Annotated in this window: 16 protein-coding genes; 12 read left to right on the top strand and 4 right to left on the bottom strand. The window is 63.5% G+C overall.

Annotated features, from left to right (window positions below; genetic code table 11):
* The 7 genes from ACESL9_RS13215 to ACESL9_RS13185 form a co-directional block, all read left to right on the top strand.
* A partial coding sequence (locus ACESL9_RS13215) for an acetyl-CoA C-acyltransferase (RefSeq protein ID WP_372674963.1) occupies window positions 1-872 on the top strand: 872 nt, incomplete at its 5' end.
* A gap of 106 nt (window positions 873-978) precedes the next feature.
* Window positions 979-1,950: an NAD(P)H-dependent flavin oxidoreductase gene (locus tag ACESL9_RS13210; RefSeq protein ID WP_372674962.1), complete on the top strand. Its 972-nt coding sequence runs from the start codon at window positions 979-981 to the stop codon at window positions 1,948-1,950.
* Window positions 1,943-2,608, top strand: a complete 666-nt coding sequence (locus tag ACESL9_RS13205) for a histidine phosphatase family protein (RefSeq protein WP_372610484.1) — start codon at window positions 1,943-1,945, stop codon at window positions 2,606-2,608. Before ACESL9_RS13210 ends, ACESL9_RS13205 begins: the two co-directional genes overlap by 8 nt.
* An 11-nt stretch (window positions 2,609-2,619) precedes the next feature.
* On the top strand, window positions 2,620-3,654 hold the full coding sequence (locus ACESL9_RS13200) for a phosphotransferase family protein (RefSeq protein ID WP_372610486.1): 1,035 nt from the start codon (window positions 2,620-2,622) through the stop codon (window positions 3,652-3,654).
* Window positions 3,654-4,076, top strand: coding sequence for a PaaI family thioesterase (locus ACESL9_RS13195; protein WP_372610488.1), 423 nt, complete (start codon window positions 3,654-3,656; stop codon window positions 4,074-4,076). The genes ACESL9_RS13200 and ACESL9_RS13195 overlap by 1 nt, the downstream gene beginning before the upstream one ends.
* Window positions 4,069-5,106 carry an NADP-dependent oxidoreductase gene (locus ACESL9_RS13190; protein ID WP_372610490.1) on the top strand — a complete coding sequence of 346 codons (1,038 nt, stop codon included), beginning with the start codon at window positions 4,069-4,071 and terminating at the stop codon, window positions 5,104-5,106. Before ACESL9_RS13195 ends, ACESL9_RS13190 begins: the two co-directional genes overlap by 8 nt.
* Window positions 5,107-5,327: 221 nt before the next feature.
* Window positions 5,328-6,776 carry a D-alanyl-D-alanine carboxypeptidase family protein gene (locus ACESL9_RS13185; RefSeq protein WP_372674961.1) on the top strand — a complete coding sequence of 483 codons (1,449 nt, stop codon included), beginning with the start codon at window positions 5,328-5,330 and terminating at the stop codon, window positions 6,774-6,776.
* A gap of 58 nt (window positions 6,777-6,834) precedes the next feature.
* Here the strand turns inward: ACESL9_RS13185 and ACESL9_RS13180 are convergent, their stop codons facing one another.
* The 4 genes from ACESL9_RS13180 to ACESL9_RS13165 are packed head-to-tail and all read right to left on the bottom strand — an operon-like array spanning window position 6,835 to window position 10,592.
* Window positions 6,835-7,782, bottom strand: a complete 948-nt coding sequence (locus ACESL9_RS13180; RefSeq protein WP_372610494.1) for an ornithine cyclodeaminase family protein — start codon at window positions 7,780-7,782, stop codon at window positions 6,835-6,837.
* Window positions 7,779-8,282, bottom strand: coding sequence for a TRAP transporter small permease (locus ACESL9_RS13175; RefSeq protein ID WP_372610496.1), 504 nt, complete (start codon window positions 8,280-8,282; stop codon window positions 7,779-7,781). Before ACESL9_RS13175 ends, ACESL9_RS13180 begins: the two co-directional genes overlap by 4 nt.
* Window positions 8,279-9,256, bottom strand: coding sequence for a TRAP transporter substrate-binding protein (locus tag ACESL9_RS13170; RefSeq protein ID WP_372610498.1), 978 nt, complete (start codon window positions 9,254-9,256; stop codon window positions 8,279-8,281). The genes ACESL9_RS13175 and ACESL9_RS13170 overlap by 4 nt, the downstream gene beginning before the upstream one ends.
* 19 nt (window positions 9,257-9,275) lie before the next feature.
* The gene (locus ACESL9_RS13165; protein ID WP_372610500.1) at window positions 9,276-10,592 is read right to left on the bottom strand and encodes a TRAP transporter large permease; all 1,317 of its coding nucleotides are present in this window, start codon (window positions 10,590-10,592) and stop codon (window positions 9,276-9,278) included.
* 71 nt (window positions 10,593-10,663) lie between these two features.
* Between ACESL9_RS13165 and ACESL9_RS13160 the strand changes: the two genes are divergently transcribed.
* The 5 genes from ACESL9_RS13160 (at window position 10,664) to ACESL9_RS13140 (ending at window position 16,815) form a co-directional block, all read left to right on the top strand.
* Window positions 10,664-11,287 carry a helix-turn-helix domain-containing protein gene (locus ACESL9_RS13160; RefSeq protein ID WP_372610502.1) on the top strand — a complete coding sequence of 208 codons (624 nt, stop codon included), beginning with the start codon at window positions 10,664-10,666 and terminating at the stop codon, window positions 11,285-11,287.
* A 1-nt stretch (window position 11,288) separates the two neighbouring features.
* Window positions 11,289-12,704, top strand: a complete 1,416-nt coding sequence (locus ACESL9_RS13155) for an amidase (protein ID WP_372674960.1) — start codon at window positions 11,289-11,291, stop codon at window positions 12,702-12,704.
* A 425-nt stretch (window positions 12,705-13,129) separates the two neighbouring features.
* Window positions 13,130-13,360 (top strand): hypothetical protein, encoded by a 231-nt coding sequence (locus ACESL9_RS13150; RefSeq protein ID WP_372610508.1) that lies wholly within the window; start codon window positions 13,130-13,132, stop codon window positions 13,358-13,360.
* Window positions 13,357-14,754 carry a M20 family metallopeptidase gene (locus tag ACESL9_RS13145; protein ID WP_372610510.1) on the top strand — a complete coding sequence of 466 codons (1,398 nt, stop codon included), beginning with the start codon at window positions 13,357-13,359 and terminating at the stop codon, window positions 14,752-14,754. Before ACESL9_RS13150 ends, ACESL9_RS13145 begins: the two co-directional genes overlap by 4 nt.
* A gap of 270 nt (window positions 14,755-15,024) precedes the next feature.
* Complete coding sequence (locus tag ACESL9_RS13140) at window positions 15,025-16,815, top strand: acyclic terpene utilization AtuA family protein (RefSeq protein ID WP_372674959.1); 1,791 nt, start codon at window positions 15,025-15,027, stop codon at window positions 16,813-16,815.
* Window positions 16,816-16,821: the final 6 nt, after the last annotated feature.

Raw genomic sequence — 16,821 nt, 5'->3', positions numbered from 1 at the left:
TCGCCGTCGGCGGCGGGGTCGAATCCATTTCCCTTGTCCAGAATGAAAAGATGCGCACCGACTATCTGGCCGACAAGTGGATCATGGAGCACAAGCCCGCGCTCTACATGACGATGCTGGAAACCGCCGAAACCGTGGCCCAACGCTATGGCGTGAGCCGCGAGGACCAGGACGCATATGCCCTGCAATCGCAGCAGCGCACGGCGGCGGCACAGGAAGCGGGCAAGTTCGATGACGAGATCGTGCCGCTGACCACCACGATGGGCGTGATGGACAAGGAGACCAAGGAGGTTTCGTTCAAGGAAGTGACCCTTGAAAAGGACGAGGGCAACCGCCCCGGCACCACGCTTGAGAACCTCCAGGGGCTGCAACCGGTCTTCAAGAATGGTCAGGTGATCAAGGAAGGCAAATACATCACCGCGGGCAATGCCAGCCAGCTCTCCGACGGGGCATCGGCGGCCGTGGTCATGGAGGCGAAAGAGGCCGAGAAACGCGGGCTTGCGCCGCTGGGGCGTTATATCGGCGTGACGGCCGCCGGGTGCGAACCAGACGAGATGGGGATCGGCCCGATCTATGCCGTGCCCAAGCTCTTGAAGGCGCATGGGCTGAGCATGGACGATATCGGGCTTTGGGAGCTGAACGAGGCCTTTGCCAGCCAGGTGCTGCAATCGGCCCGCGTGCTGGGCATCCCGATGGAGAATCTCAACGTCGATGGCGGGGCGATTTCCATCGGCCACCCCTATGGCATGTCGGGTGCGCGGATGGTCGGCCATGCCCTGATCGAGGGCAAGCGGCGCGGCGTCAAATACGTGGTCTGCACCATGTGCGTCGGCGGCGGCATGGGAGCCGCGGGCCTGTTCGAGGTTCTCTGAATCCCAGCAATGCAAGACAAGGCCCACGCCCGGAGAACGGGGGTGGGCGGGCGGGCCGTTGTCCGGGCGTGGGCCGGCCCCTTCAAACAGCGAAACGGACACCAGAATGCCCCTTCCAGCGCAACTTGCCAATCTGCGGATACCGGTCATCGGCTCTCCGCTTTTCATCATCTCGAATCCCGACCTTGTCATCGCGCAATGCAAGGCCGGGATCGTGGGCGCCTTTCCCGCGCTCAACGCGCGTGAGCAGGAGGGCGAGCCGATCCTGCTCGAAGCCTGGCTCAAGCGGATCACCGAAGAGCTTGACCGCCACAACCAGGCCAATCCCGACAATCCGGCAGCCCCGTTCGCCGTGAACCAGATCGTTCACCGCTCGAACAGTCGGCTGGAGCGCGATCTGGAGATCTGCGCGAAATGGAAGGTGCCGATCTGGATCACCTCGCTGGGTGCACGGGTCGAGGTGAACGAGGCCGCGCATAGCTGTGGTGGGATCACCCTGCATGACATCATCAACAACCGATTTGCGAAAAAGGCCATCGAGAAGGGGGCCGATGGCCTGATCGCGGTGGCCGCCGGGGCAGGCGGCCACGCGGGCGCCCAATCACCCTTTGCGCTGGTCAGCGAGATTCGCGAATGGTTCGAGGGGCCGGTCGCACTTTCGGGTGCGATCGCCAATGGCAGATCCATCCTCGCCGCAAAAGCGATGGGCGCCGATCTCGCTTATATCGGCTCGCCCTTCATCGCCACGTCCGAAGCAAACGCCCAGCCCGAATACAAGCAGATGATCGTCGATTCAGGGGCCGAGGATATCGTCTATTCCAACCTCTTCACCGGGGTGCATGGCAATTACCTCAAGCCTTCGATCGCGCGGGCAGGGATGGACCCGGACAATCTCGAGGACTCGGACCCCTCGAAGATGAATTTCGGCTCCGACCGCGAGAAACCAAAAAGCTGGAAAGAAATCTGGGGCGCGGGGCAAGGTATCGGTGCAGTGCGCCAAATCACCCCGGCGGCAGACCTGGTTGACCGGCTGGCGGCCGAATACGCAGATGCGCGGCAGGAGTTGTGCGGTGGCTGAGCTTTTCCTTGTCCGACATGCGCAAGCCTCCTTTGGCGCGGCGAATTACGACAAGCTTTCGGAGTTGGGTCATGAGCAATCGCGCGCGTTGGGCCGGGCGCTCAAGGCGCAGGGCATCCGGCCCACGGCGGTTTTCATCGGCGACATGCTGCGGCATCGCGAAACCCTAGACGGGATATTCGAAGGGCTGGAGATGACGGCCGAACCGGGCATTCATGCGGGCCTAAACGAGTTCGATTTCACCGCTTTGCTGAACGCGAAATTCGCCGGGCGGCCCGCACCCGAGAACATGCATACCGAACGCAAGAGCCATTTTCGCACCCTGCGTGACACGGTGCTGGAATGGGAGCAGGGCGGCATTCCCGGTGCGGCCGAAAGCTGGGCCGATTTCACTGCGCGGGTCGAGGCCGCGCGGCAGGTCGTGATGGCCCCGGATCATCAACAGGTGCTGGCCGTGTCGTCGGGCGGGCCGATTGCGCGGATGATCGCGGCCCAGCTCGATTGCGGGCCGGGCCAGCAGATCAAGCTGCAACTCCAGATCAAGAATTGCGCCGTCAACCGTTTCGTTTACTCTGCGAAGTCGGTCTATCTTCACGGGTTCAACGAAACCCCCCATATCAACGCCGCCAATCAAGAGCGGCTCTTGACCTATAGCTAGGGAGGCCACGGATGAGCGCGAACACCGCCGCCCAACTCGATCTCGATGCTGTCGAAACATACCTGACCGAGAACCTGCCGGGGTTCCGGGGGCCGATCGAGTTGCACAAGTTCTCGGTCGGACAATCCAACCCCACGTTCCGGCTGACCACGCCCAGCGGCACCTATGTGCTGCGCCGCAAACCGCCCGGGGTGCTGTTGAAATCCGCCCATGCGGTCGATCGCGAGTTTCGCGTGCAAAAGGCGCTCTACGAGACGGATGTGCCGGTGGCCAAGGTGCACCTGCTTTGCGAGGACGACGATGTCATCGGCTCGTCATTCTACGTGATGGATTGCATCGAGGGCCGCCAGTTCGATGACCCGCGCCTGGAGGAGTTGCCCAAGGAGGACCGCCGCGAGATCCAGGACGAGATGTGCCGCGTGCTGACCACCATCCACGAGGTTGATATCGACGCGGTGGGATTGTCGGATTACGGCCCGCCCGGAAACTATTATGAACGCCAGATCAAGCGATGGGCCCAGCAATACGAAGCATCCAAGACCGAGCACATTTCCGAGATGGAAGAGCTTTCGGCCTGGCTCCAGGCCCATATCCCCGAGGATGACGGGCAGCGCACGCTGGTGCATGGTGACTATCGCATCGACAACATGCTGTTTCACCCCGACGAGCCGCGCATCCTGGCCGTGCTCGACTGGGAGCTTTCGACCATCGGCCATCCCTATGCCGATCTCGCCGCGGTGATCATGCAATGGCAGATGCCCACCGGCAACGAGGGGCGCGGCCTGGCCGGCGTGGATCGTGCCGCCGAAGGGCTGATGAGCGATGAGGAATTCATCGCCGCCTATTGCGCGCGCCGCGGCATTGACGGGATTCCCGGTTTTGGTTTCTACCTCGCGTTCACCTTCTTCCGCATGGGCGGTATCCTTCAAGGCGTTCTGAAACGCGCAATCGACGGAAACGCCTCGAACCCTGATCGCGCACGCAAGCTGGGCGGATTCGTCCCACGTTTTGCGAAGGCCGGGCTCGATGCGGCGAGGACCGTGTGATGCTCGATCCCAGCCTCAAGGAAGAACCCTACCCGTTCCAGACGGTCCTGGGCTTTGCGGTTCTGGACTGGTCAGACGGCTATTGTCGGCTCGAGCAGCCCATGGTGCCGCACATCAACAACAGGAACGGGATTCCGCATGGGGGTCTGCATGCCACGTTGCTCGATACGGCGATGGGTTACGCGGTCTGCTATACCGGCGATCCGGATGACCGGCAGACCGGGATGACCCTGTCTCTCAACGTGCAGTACCTCGCCGTCGCCAAGGGCAAGACCCTAATCGCGGAGGGGCGACGCACGGGTGGCGGACGCACGAACGTCTTTACCGAGGGCGAAATACGCGACGAAACCGGAAACCTCATTGCAACCGCCACGGCCGTTTTCCGGCTTCGTGGCAGAACGAAAGGATTAAATCATGGCTGACGAAATGAAATGCATCACCCTGGCCGCACGCCCCGACGGCGCACCCAAGGACAGCGATTTCAAACTCGAAACGCGCCCCGTGCCCGAACCGGGCGAGGGCGAGGTTCTGGTGCGGGTGCATTACATGTCGCTCGACCCTTACATGCGGGGGCGGATGGACGATGCGAAATCCTATGCGGAACCTGTCCCGCTCGGCGGTATCATGGAGGGCGGCGCCGCGGGCGAGGTGATCACCTCGAACGATCCGGGGTTCAAGCCGGGCGACATGGTCTTTGGGATGTTCGGATGGGCCACCCACGGGGTGCAGCCGGGCAAGATGCTGCGCAAGTTGCCCGAGGGTTTGCCGATCACCACCTCGCTGGGTGTTCTGGGGATGCCGGGTTTCACCGGCTGGTACGGGCTGACCGAAATCGGCAAGCCGAAGGAAGGCGAAACGCTTGTCGTTGCGGCGGCCACCGGGCCGGTCGGGTCGATGGTGGGCCAGATCGCCAAGGCGCGCGGTCTGCGCACCGTGGCCATCGCGGGCGGGGCCGAGAAATGCCGCATCGCGACCGAGACATTCGGTTTTGACGCGGCACTCGATCACCGCGCCTATGACGATGCGCGCAGCCTGCGCAAGGCCCTGGCCGAGGCCGCGCCCGACGGCATCGACATCTATTTCGAGAATGTGGGCGGCAAGGTGTTCGAGGCGGTCCTGCCGCTGATGAACCGCTTTGGCCGGATCCCGGTTTGCGGCATGATCTCGGGTTACAACACCGGCGCGCTGGGCGGCACAGCGGGCGAAGGGCCGGACCGTTTCCCGGTGTTCTGGCGCACGCTTCTGGTCAAGCACCTGCTGGCGCAGGGTTTCATCATCTCGAACCATTTCGACCGCTACGGCGATTTCCTCAGCGAGGTCGGGCCGCTCGTGGCCAGTGGCGAGATTGCCTATCTCGAGGATATCGCCGAGGGGATCGAAAACGCACCCGGCGCCTTCATGGGGCTTCTCGAAGGGCGGAACATGGGCAAGCAGATCGTCAAGCTGATCTGATGCAAGCCCGGTGTTGCGTTTGATACAATCACCGTTGCATTTGAGGAAAAAATCATTGATATGGGGGGCGTGCCGTTTGTGCCCCCCATATATTGTAAGGGGAATCGGTTATCCACTTGGAATGCAAGCTTTATTCTATCCTCGGACTGTGCTAACCTCTGGTTGCAGTAAGAATTCCAGCCGGACAAATCGGCGGAGCGAGAGGCAGAAAGGCAAGAACCATGCGGATGCGTGGCGGGCACCGGGCCAGGACCGGACTTTTCCTGTTTGCGACTATATGGCTGCTGGTGATCCTGCCGCTTTCGGCAATGGCAGCGCCCTATGCAGCCATGGTGATCGACGCGCGTAGCGGCGAGGTTCTGCATTCACGCAACGCGGATACACTGCTGCATCCGGCATCGCTCACCAAGATGATGACGCTCTACGTGGTGTTCGACGCGATCCAGCATGGCGAAATCAGTCTTGATACGGATGTCACCATCTCCAGGAAAGCGGCTGCCGAACCACCCTCGAAACTGGGTCTGCGAGAAGGCCAGAAGATCAAGCTGCGCTATCTCATCCGTGCCGCGTCGGTGCGCTCGGCCAATGACGCGGCCACCGCGCTGGCCGAGGCGATCTCGGGCTCGGAGGAACGGTTCGCGCGCCGCATGACACGCACCGCCAAGGCGATGGGTCTGAACCGGACCACGTTCAAGAACGCTCATGGGCTGACGGAGAACGGGCATCTTTCGACCGCGCGGGACATGACGATGCTGGGCAGGCAGCTGTTCTTCGATTTCCCGCAATACTACAACCTTTTCTCGCGGCGTTCGACCCATGCGGGGGTCAAGGAGGTGCCCAATACCAACCGTCGCTTTCTCGACGCCTACAGGGGAGCGGACGGGATCAAGACGGGCTACACCCGTGCCGCCGGCTTCAATCTCGTCGCCTCGGCCGAGCGCGGCAACAAGCGCATCATCGCCACGGTGTTCGGCGGAAGCTCCACCGCGGCGCGCAATGCGAAGGTGGCCGAGCTTCTCGATCTCGGCTTTCAAAGGGCGCCGGAGCGCGCGCCCCTGCGCAAACCGGCGCGGCCGCTTTATGCCCATACAGCTGACGATGATCTTGCCCCCGGAACAGCAGGCAAGACCATCCGTCTCGTGACGGCGGTCAAGAAAAGCTTGCGCCCGGTGGCACGCAGCGGCAGCACCGGGCCGGATCCGGTGCTCGTGGCGGTGAAGGACGAGATCGCCGAGGCCCTGACCGAGGCGCAGGCCGCGCAGATTGCAGAGGGCTCGGACACGCCAGAAGAGCCGGCGACATCATCCCTGTTGGCGAAAACACCCAAGGCCCGGCCCGACGAAATGGTGCTGGCCAGCACGGAACAGGATGCGGAGGCCGAGGAAAGACCGGACCCCGAACCCCAAGTCGTTTCCCGCGTCTCGACAGCCGGCGGACGGCATTGGGGCATCAACCTGGGCCGCTACCCCAACCAGTACCAGGCGGAAAAGGTACTCCTCCAAACCGCTCTCAAGGAGATGGAGACGCTTGAAGGCACACTTCGCAAGGTGGTCAAGCGCAGCGGCGGCTTTGACGCGAATTTCATGGGCATGAGCCGCGACACGGCGGAAATCGCCTGTCGCAGACTCCAGTCGCGCAATATCAACTGCTTCATGGTCGGTCCCGGCTGAAGCATTTCCTGAGACGGTTCGGTTCGCCGGAGGGTCGCTCGCGCGGGATCAGCGAAACTCAGGCGCGGGCGAGCACGGCAGCAGCTGCGGCGAGGTCCTGTACGATCAACCCATGCGACTTGTAGCCGGTGATCTCGGTGTCCGAACGCCGCCCGTCCGACATCCCGTCCAGAACGGCGCCGAGTTCGGTCACGGGGTAATCGGGTCCGATGACCCCGGCCTGCTGGGCGCCGATGATCTCGCCGGCCTCGCGGCTGGCGCTTTCGCGGGAGTCGGTGAACATGCGAACCCGTGCCACGCCTGCATCATCCAGCTCGCGGCTGTCGGCCAGGCTCGCGCCGACAAGATTGACATGCTGGCCGGGTTCCAGGCGCGCGCCGGGCAGGAAGGCCGCCCGCGCCGCCGTGGCGGTATGGATGACATCTGCGCCCGAAAGGGCGGTGTCGAGATCTGCGATCGTCTCGATCCTGTCGCGGGAAGCGTCGAATTTCGCGCGCAGGGTTTCGGCCGCGTCCGGACGGCGCGCCCATAGCCGCAACCGGGTTTCGGGAAAGCATTGAAGGCAGGCCCGAAGGTGCCACTCGGCCTGTTCGCCGGCCCCGCAGATCGTCATGACAGCCGGATCCGGGCGCGCGAGCGTTCGTGTCGCCAGCATCGTGACAGCCGCAGTGCGCATCGCCGTCAAACCGTCGGCATCGAAGATTGCCATCGGCTGGCCATCCGTGCTGTCGAACAGCAGGACATATCCCTGGTGGCTGGACAGGCCCATCGCAGGCGCGCCGGGATAAAGGCTCAGGATCTTGGCGCCATGCAGGGGAGGATCACCCAGCGCGCCATACATGACGCCCATGCGCCCGTTGTCGTTGACCGGCACGGCAAAGCGCGGCGGGTGCAACGCCTGGCCCCGGGAGACCGCGATCATCGCGCGGCGCATCGGGTCCAACAGGTCCGCCACGTCGATGCGGGCGGCGATCTCGTCGGCGGAGAAGATGCGCGGGGGGGTCATGCACGGCGCCCGGATTCGGCAATGCGGGCTGCGAGGTGCAGGAAGATCACGATGCAGGTGACGGGAATCACGCTGCCGACCAATGCCATGTTCAGATTGAGACCCGGCGAGATGCGATTGCTGCTGCGCCACAGGAATCCACGTTCGACATTCATGCCGGGGCCGAAGAAGACGTAATAGAGAACTGGGGCGAGAAAGATCACCACGGTGACGAAAAGAAACAGAAGTGACAGTCGGCGGCGCAGCACGGGCGCGTCTTCGGGCACGGTGACCACGACCGGATCCAGCCGGCGCTTGAACGCACAGGTCGCGCCGAGCAACCCGGCCCAGATCATCAGGTAACGGGCCAGTTCCTCGGTCCAGCTGAACGGGTGGTCGAGCCCATAGCGAGTCCAGATCTGGAACAGCACCGCGACCACCATCGCCGACAGCGCGAGTTTCGCAAGGAAGAGGCAAGCGCGATCCACCACCGCGCTTGCCTTGACGACATGAGCTGTCATTCGCGAGTTGCCTCCGCGAGGGCACGGAACGCGTCGATCTCGCCTTCGGGCATCAGCACGTCCCAGGCCGCCTGGCTGCGGGTCTTGAAGTCTTCCAGCGCGTCGCCTTCCAGTTCCGACACGGTCACACCGGCCTCTTTCAGACCCTCGATCTCGCCTTCGGCGGCCTTGGCCGTCCAGGCGCGGTTCTTCTCGTTGGCCGCCGCCACCGCCGCGTCCACAGCCGCCCGGTCCTCGGCGTTCAGCCCGTCATACCAGTCTGCCGACATCAGGGCCGAGCGAAACGGGGTGCCCGCGCCAAGGTCGGTGTAGTGCTTCAGGAACTCGGTATGGCGAAAGATCAGCGCGACGACCGGCGGGTTGAAATAGCCATCCACGATGCCCTGTTGCACGGCGCCCGAAAACTCGGGCATGTCCACGACGACGCCCTGCACATCCCATTGCTTGAACAGTTCGATCTGGGTGGAGTCGATGGCCCGCAGGCGCAATCCTTCCATGTCCTCGACCGAGGTGATCGGCGTTTTCGCGTTGAAGACCCCCATCGTGCCACCAAGTCCGGGCAGGCCCGCGATGCGGATGCCCTGCGCCTGCATCGACGCGCGGATACCGTCCATCAACTCGCTTTCCGTGTCCTGGGTCGCGCGGAAGAAATGGGCCATGTCGTCGAACATGTAGGGTGCAAGGAAGCCCAGGATGGTGTCGTCCACCTCGTTGATCATCACGAAATTGGTCAGGCCGACTTGCAACAGGCCCTGGCTCAGCTGGTCCACGATCTCGGGGTCCTTGCCCAGTGCGCCGCCGGTAAAGACCTTCGCGTCCATCCCGGATTCGCGCAGTCCTTCGGCCAGATCTTCGGCATAAACCCAATCGGCACAGGCCGGAACGGGTGGGCAGCCGACGGCGATCTTGATTTCCTCGGCCCAGAGTGGTGTCGCCAGCGTAATCGCGGCGAGCGTTGCGAGCATTCGTTTCATTTCGGTTCTCCCTTGTTGGTCATTGGACAAGCCCCAGCGCCCGGGGCAGTGCGAGGGTCAGTTCAGGCACGAGCAAGAGCAGGATCAGCAAGGCGATCTGAACCCCGAGAAAGGGCATGATCGCGAGGCTGAGCCGCAGGTAATTCACGCCGCTGGCCGCCGAAACAACCATTAGGCATCCGCCGAACGGTGGCGAAATCAAGCCAAGCGTCAGGTTCAGACAGGATACGACGCCCACATGCACCGGGTCCGCTCCGCCCGCGATGGCCGCGGGGACCAGCACCGGAACCAGCAGCACCAGGGCCATGGTAACATCCATCACCATGCCCGCCATGAACATGATCGCGCTGGCCAGCAGCAAATAGGATGTGCTGCTCAGCCCGACACTCTGGACCGTGGCCGCGATCTGTTCCGGCACTTGCAGGATGCCCATCAGGTAGCCAAACACCGCCGCCGCGAACAGGATCATGAAGATCGACCCGGTCAGCATCACCGTGCGTTCGACCGAACCGGAGGTCAGCGACACTGTCGTGCGCAGCGCCGTGCCGACGCCGCCCTTGTCAAGCAGCGCATAGACGAAGATCAGCAGGATCGTGATTGCCACCGCGATACCCGCTGCTTCGGTCGGGGTCACGACGCCAAACACGATGCCGGCGACGATCGTCACCGGAATGGCCAGCGCCGGCAGTGCACGCAGGATTGTCGCGAGGGCACGGCCATCATGGGGCTGGCCGCCGGGATGCCCCTCGCGACGCGCGATCCAGAAATTGTAGGCGAAAAGGAACGCGGCCATCAGCAGCCCCGGCACGATTCCGCCCGCGAAGAGAGCGGCGACCGAGACGTTCATCAGTGCGCCATAGAAGATCATCACGATGCTGGGCGGAATGATCGGCCCGATCACGCAGCTTGCCGCCGTAAGTGCCGCGGCGAAATCGGCCCGGTACCCCTCTTGCTTCATGGCCGGAACAAGGGTGTTGGTCGTTGCCGCCGCATCCGCCACGGCCGAACCGGATATGCCTGCCAGGAACACGCTGGACGCGACGTTGACATAGCCAAGCCCGCCCTTGAACCGCCCCACGATCAGCATCGCGAGCCGGATCAGCACACCCGTCACCCCGCCGCGTGTCATCGCGTCGCCGGCAAGGATAAAGAGCGGCATGGCAAGAAAGGTGAACACGTCGATCTGGCTGAAGATCCGTTGCGGGAGGATGCCAAGATACGCAATGTGATCGGTCAGCGCGAAGGCGATCACCGCTGCCGCGCCTGCAACATAGCTGATGGCGACCCCGGACAAGATCGCGGCCAGCGAAAACGCGAGAAGAATGATCCAGACCATGCGGCCTCCTTGCTTCCAGCATGGTTTTACGATAGGAAAAAAGTCAAGAAAATTTCCAATACGGAAAATGCATGGCTGAATACGAAACCCAAGACGCCGGGCAGGCCCGTCGCACCGCTTTCGGGATGCGCGCGCAGCGTTTGCGTCGTGCGCAGAATCTGACGTTGCAGCAAGTGGCGGATGCCTGCGGGCTGGCGGTTTCGACGATCTCCAAGATCGAGAATTCGCATCTCTCGCCTACCTATGACGTGATGCTGAAACTTGCGCAGGGGCTGGGCACCGATCTTGTCGCGCTTCTGGACGGCGCCGATTCGCCCGTGCCGAAACCCGCCTTCGCCGGCCGCCTTGCGGTCATGCGGGGCGCCGATGCGTCAGCGATGGATGCCGGCCCCTATGTTTATGAACCGATCACGACCCAACTGAAGAATGCCCAGATCGACGCCACGCTGGTCACGGTCACGGCGCGCGATCCGGGGGCATTCGATGCGCCGATCCGCCACGCGGGCGAGGAGCTGGTTTACGTCCTGTCCGGCGCGGTTGAACTGCACACCGATCTTTATGCGCCGATCCGGCTCAGTGCCGGGGACAGCGTGCATTACGATGCGGTCATGGCCCATGCCTATGTGTCGGTGAGCGAAGAGGACGCGCAGATACTCAACATCGTCGCCGGCGGTGCACCGGGAAAGGAGCGCTGAGATGCTGACATCCGAGGAATGGCGCGCGCATGACCTGGTTGGACTGGCTGCGCGGGCGACGTCGGGACAGGTTTCGCGGCGCGAGATCCTGCAAACGGCCATCCGCGAGATCGAAGCGCGAAATCCCGCGGTAAACGCAGTGGTCGTGACCCGCTTCGAGGAGGCATTGGATGCGCTCGACGATGCCGCCACGGATCGCTTTGCCGGTATGCCATACCTGATCAAGGACCTTCACGCGCCGGTTCGGGGTTTGCCGCTGGCCAATGGGTCGGTGCGATTCAAGGATACGGTGTTCGATTTCGATTCCACCACCGTCGCGCGATTGCGCGCTGCCGGGTTCGGCCTTCTGGGGCGAACGGCGTCGCCCGAGTTCGGCCTGTCGCTTGCCACAGAAAGCGTGGCCTGGGGCATCACCCGCAACCCGTGGAACCCCGATCACGGGGCAGGTGGCTCCAGCGGTGGCGCGGGGGCGGCGGTGGCCTCGGGAATGCTCCCGGCCGCGCATGCCACCGACAGCGCCGGGTCGATCCGCATTCCGGCGGCGTTCAACGGGTTGGTGGGGCTGAAGCCCACGCGGGGGCTGAATGCGTTTGGCCCCCATCGCGGTGATCCCAACAACGGGATGAGCCATGAACACGCGGTGACCCGAAGCGTGCGCGACAGTGCCGCTATCCTCGACATCACCGCCGGGCCGGATGCCGGGTGTCCGTATTTCACGCCCCGGCCCGACATGCCGTTTGAACGGCTGATCGAAACACCGCCCGAGCGACTCAGGATCGGGTTCATCACCACCCGATTCGACGGCGGGCCGGTTCACCGCGAGAGCCGCGCGGCGGCCGAGATGACGGCAAAGCTGCTGAGCGATCTGGGCCACGAGGTGACCGAGGAACGCCCCGATTTCGACAGCAACGCCCTGACCGAGGCCATGATCCGGCTGTTGATCGGCTCGCTTGCCGGGATGTTCGCCGGTATGCCTGCCGACAATGACGAAGACCTGCACGGGTTCGAGCCGATGACCCGCGCGGCGATCCGCTTCGCCCAGGGAACCGAGCTTGGCACGCATCTGGCCCGCGCGGCGCAGATCAACGCGCATGTGCGCCAGCTTGCCCGGTATTTCGAGGATTACGACATCCTTTTGACTCCCGCCGCCAACGGCCCAGCGCCCCTGCATGGCGTGTTGCCGATGGACCACTCGGACCTGGATGCTTTCCTGGACAAGCTGTTCGAGATCAGCCCGTTCACCGCGCCCTTCAACGCCTCGGGCCAACCGGCGATCATGCTGCCGGTGCACCGAACCGCGGATGGATTGCCTGTTGCCGTGCAGCTGGTGGGCCGTTTCGCCGAAGATGGGCTCGTGCTGCGGCTGGCGGCGCAGATGGAACGCGCCAGCGACTGGCAGACGATCGCTCCGGCTTGAGAGGCAGGCGTCACGCTGCGTCGGGCGGACACGGGTAATCGGTGCTTGCGCCCACGCCATCCTGCTCGAGGTGGCAGTGCCACTTCTTGGGCCGGGTGCGTAGCCGCCAACGCCGAGCTGGGGCCCGATGAGTTTGCTGAACAAGGTCATACAGTGTTGCGCCGACGGAATGTCTCGCCTCGGCAGGCCCGTATGCGTGCCTTCGAATTGCTGGACAAGGCCGGCACCACCGCCGCCGAAAGCCGACTGTCACAATATTCCCACCGCTTGTCGGGCGGGATGCGATAGCGTGTGATGATAGCCATGGCGGTGATGTTCGACCCCGAGTTGATTTTCGCGGGTGGCCAAAAACCGCGCTGGCCGTAACGGTTCAGGCGCAGATTCTGCGCTTGCTGCAAGATCTGGGCCGTGAGATGAAGAGGGCGGTGATCCTGATCACCCACGATCCGGGCGTCGTCGCGCGCATCGCTGACAAGGTGACCGCGGCTTTGCTACTGGCGCATCGGCTGGTCGCAAGATCATGGTCGCGCTTGCGCAACTGGCATACTCTGTCACCGATTTCGCCAATCATGGCCGAAGCGCGACAGCCCCGAGATCATGCTGCCATGGTGCGACGCCATTTCCGAAGACATGACAAAGGAATCCTGACAGAATGAGCCGCGCCACAGCCATCGACACGATCACCGACTATTTCGACACCGGCCGCTTTCAATCCGATCTGGCCGGTCTGGTGGCTTTCGAATCCGAAAGCCAGAACCCCGATCAGGCGGCCGAACTATTGCGTTACCTGACGGAGGCGATGGAGCCGCGGCTGACCGCGATGGGCTTTGCCTGCTCGATCCACGAGAACCCCGATCCGCGCGGCGGGCCACTGCTGATTGGCGAACGGCACGAGGGCGATGACTTGCCCACGGTCCTTACATACGGTCATGGCGACGTGATCCGTGCCCAGATCGACCAATGGCGCGAGGGGCTGCACCCGTTCCAACTGGTGGAAGAGGGCGAGCGGCTCTATGGGCGTGGAACCGCCGACAACAAGGGCCAGCACCTGATCAACATCGCAGCGCTTGAGGCCGTGCTGCAAGCGCGTGGGGCGCTTGGTTTCAACTGTCGCATCGTTATCGAGATGAGCGAGGAAACGGGCTCGGCCGGGCTGCCCGAATTTTTCACGCAGCACCGGGACCGGCTGACAGCGGATGTGTTGATCGCGTCGGACGGTCCACGCCTGCAACCCGATGTGCCGACCATGTTCATGGGGTCGCGCGGGGGGGTGTCGTTCGACCTGATCGTCGACCTGCGCGAGGGGGCGCATCATTCCGGAAACTGGGGCGGTTTGCTCGCGGATCCGGCGATGATCCTGGCGCAGGCGCTGGCCACCATCACCGGCAAGCGCGGCCAGATCCGCATTCCCGAATGGCGTCCTGACAGCCTTACACCGGCGGTGCGCGCCGCACTCGAAGGTCTGCCGATCGAGAGCACCGATGGCCCCGACATCAACACCGATTGGGGCGAAGAGGATCTGACCCCCGTGGAACGCGCCTATGGCTGGAACAGCTTCGCCATTCTGGCGATGAAAAGCGGCGTGCCCGAGGCGCCGGTAAACGCGATTTCTGCCAATGCGCGCGCCACCTGCCAACTGCGCTATGTCGTCGGCACCGACTCCGAGGATATTCTGCCTGCCCTGCGCCGTCATCTCGATGCGCATGGGTTCGACGCGGTGCGGATCGAACCGCATGATCGCGGTTTCTTCCGCGCCACGCGGCTGAATCCGGACCACCCTTGGGTGACATTCGTGGCCGACAGCCTGGAGCGCAGCGCCGGGCGGGCCCCGCACATCCTGCCTAATCTGGCCGGATCGTTGCCCAATGACAGCTTTGCCGACATTCTGGGCCTGCCCACGGTCTGGGTGCCACATTCCTATCGTGGCTGCTCGCAGCATGCGCCGAACGAGCATGTCCTGAAACCAGTGTGTCGGGATGCACTGCGGCTGATGGCCGGGCTGTTCTGGGATCTGGGTGCAGGCGGCACGCCCACAGGCGCCAACGGATAAGGCGCACGGGCGGCGATCTCCGAAGTCCTCGCCAAGATTGGCTCTGGTCACCACGGCCCCGGCGACTCCGCCTCGTATCAGGCGGTCGAAGATTGCCAGACGGCGCCCTTGACCGCGTCTTTCTGACGGCGGGTCTTTGTCACGCTGGCCCCGATTTTCAGTCGTGTCCTTCTCTGGCATTCCGACAAAGGCGTGCTTGACTCAGGTATTTCGAATTGCTCTCGTTTTCACGGCACGCAACAGGAAATCCGGGAAAGGATGGGAACGGAGATGCGAGACAAACCCATCAGGATCGGCGGTGCCAGCGGTTATTGGGGGGATAGTGCCATTGCCACGCCGCAGCTCTTGCAGGCGGGCGGGCTGGATTTTCTGGTCTACGACTATCTGGCCGAGGTCACGATGTCGATCATGGCGCGTGCCCGGGCCAAGGACCCAGACGCGGGATACGCGCGGGATTTCGTCGATGTGGTGATGCGCCAGAACCTGGGCGAGATCGCGCGGCAGAAACTGCGCGTGATTGCCAATGCAGGAGGCGTAAATCCGACGTCCTGCGCCGATGCCCTCCGCGCGATGATCGCCGAAATGGGGCTCGATCTTCGCGTGGCGGTGGTGCTCGGCGACGACCTGATGGACCGCAAGGACATCCTCACTGCCACCGAGATGTTTACCGGTGAGCCATTTCCGGCGCCGGAACAGATTTTTTCCATCAATGCCTACCTGGGGGCCTTCCCGATCGCGCGCGCGCTGGATGCGGGTGCGGATATTGTCGTCACGGGGCGCTGCGTGGATAGCGCGGTGACGCTGGGTGCGTGCATTCATGCCTTCGGCTGGAAACCGGCCGAACATGACCGGCTCGCCGCGGGTACGCTTGCGGGTCATGTACTGGAATGCGGCACTCAGGCGACGGGCGGGAATTTCACCGATTGGCACCTCGTGGCCGACACACTCGACAGGATCGGGTATCCGATCTGCGAGATCTGGCCCGATGGTGCGATCGAGGTGACGAAACCGAAAGGCACCGGCGGGCTCGTGTCCGTGGGCACAGTGGCCGAACAGATGCTCTATGAGGTGGACGACCCACAGGCCTATGTCGTGCCGGACGTGATCTGTGACATCTCGCAGGTCGAGGTGACGCAGATCGCGCGGAATCGTGTGCGGCTGACCGGCGCGTCCGGGCGGATGCCCACAGACAGCTACAAGGTGAGCGCGACTTACCTCGATGGCTGGCGCGCGGGCGCGATGGCGACGTTCTATGGCAGCAAGGCGGCGGCAAAGGCGCAGGCGTTCGGCGATGCCGTGTTTGCCCGTGCGCGGGCGGCGCTGCGGGCGCGCAACATGGCCGATTATACCGAGACAAGCCTCGATATCCTGGGCGGCGGCAGCCAGATGGGCGAAGCCGCGATGGCTGATACGGCAACCGAAGTTGTCGTGAAATATGCAGCGCGCCATCCCGAGAAAAAAGGTCTGGACATACTCTTGCGCGAAGCGTCCGGCATGGGCCTGTCCGCGCCACCGGGGCTTTCGGGCTTCTTCGGCACGCGCGCGCGGCCATCGCCGCTGGTCCGGCTGTTTTCCTTCCTGCTGCCCAAATCCGAGGTGCCGGTCGAGATCGAACTGGATGCGGCGTGTCGGCAGGTCGAGGTGCCGGATGGCGAGCCCTTCGACGCCCGCACCTTGAGCCGACCCAGCCCGCCCGTCGCGCCCAAGCCCGAGGCCGACACCGTCACGTTGACACTCGAGGCGCTTGCCTGGGCTCGCAGCGGTGACAAGGGAAGAAACGCCAATATCGGGATCATCGCACGGGATCGTGCCTACCTTCCGCACATCTGGAATGCTCTGAGGGAAGAGGCGATCGCCGACCGTTTCGGGCATGTCCTGAAGGGGGATGTGACTCGCTACCTCTTGCCGGGATGCGCGGCGATCAACGTGGTTTTGACCGATGCATTGGGCGGAGGCGGCGTCGCCAGTCTTCGCAATGACGCGTTGGGAAAAGGTTTTGCGCAGATCCTGTTGTCGATGCCGGTGACCGTGCCAAAAACATTGATGGAGCCTGCGGAATGAGCTGCT

The organism is Aquicoccus sp. (assembly GCF_041686535.1).
Classification (GTDB): domain Bacteria; phylum Pseudomonadota; class Alphaproteobacteria; order Rhodobacterales; family Rhodobacteraceae; genus Aquicoccus.
Note: the sequence above shows the minus strand (reverse complement) of the source record. Positions and strands in the feature narration are given on the sequence as shown.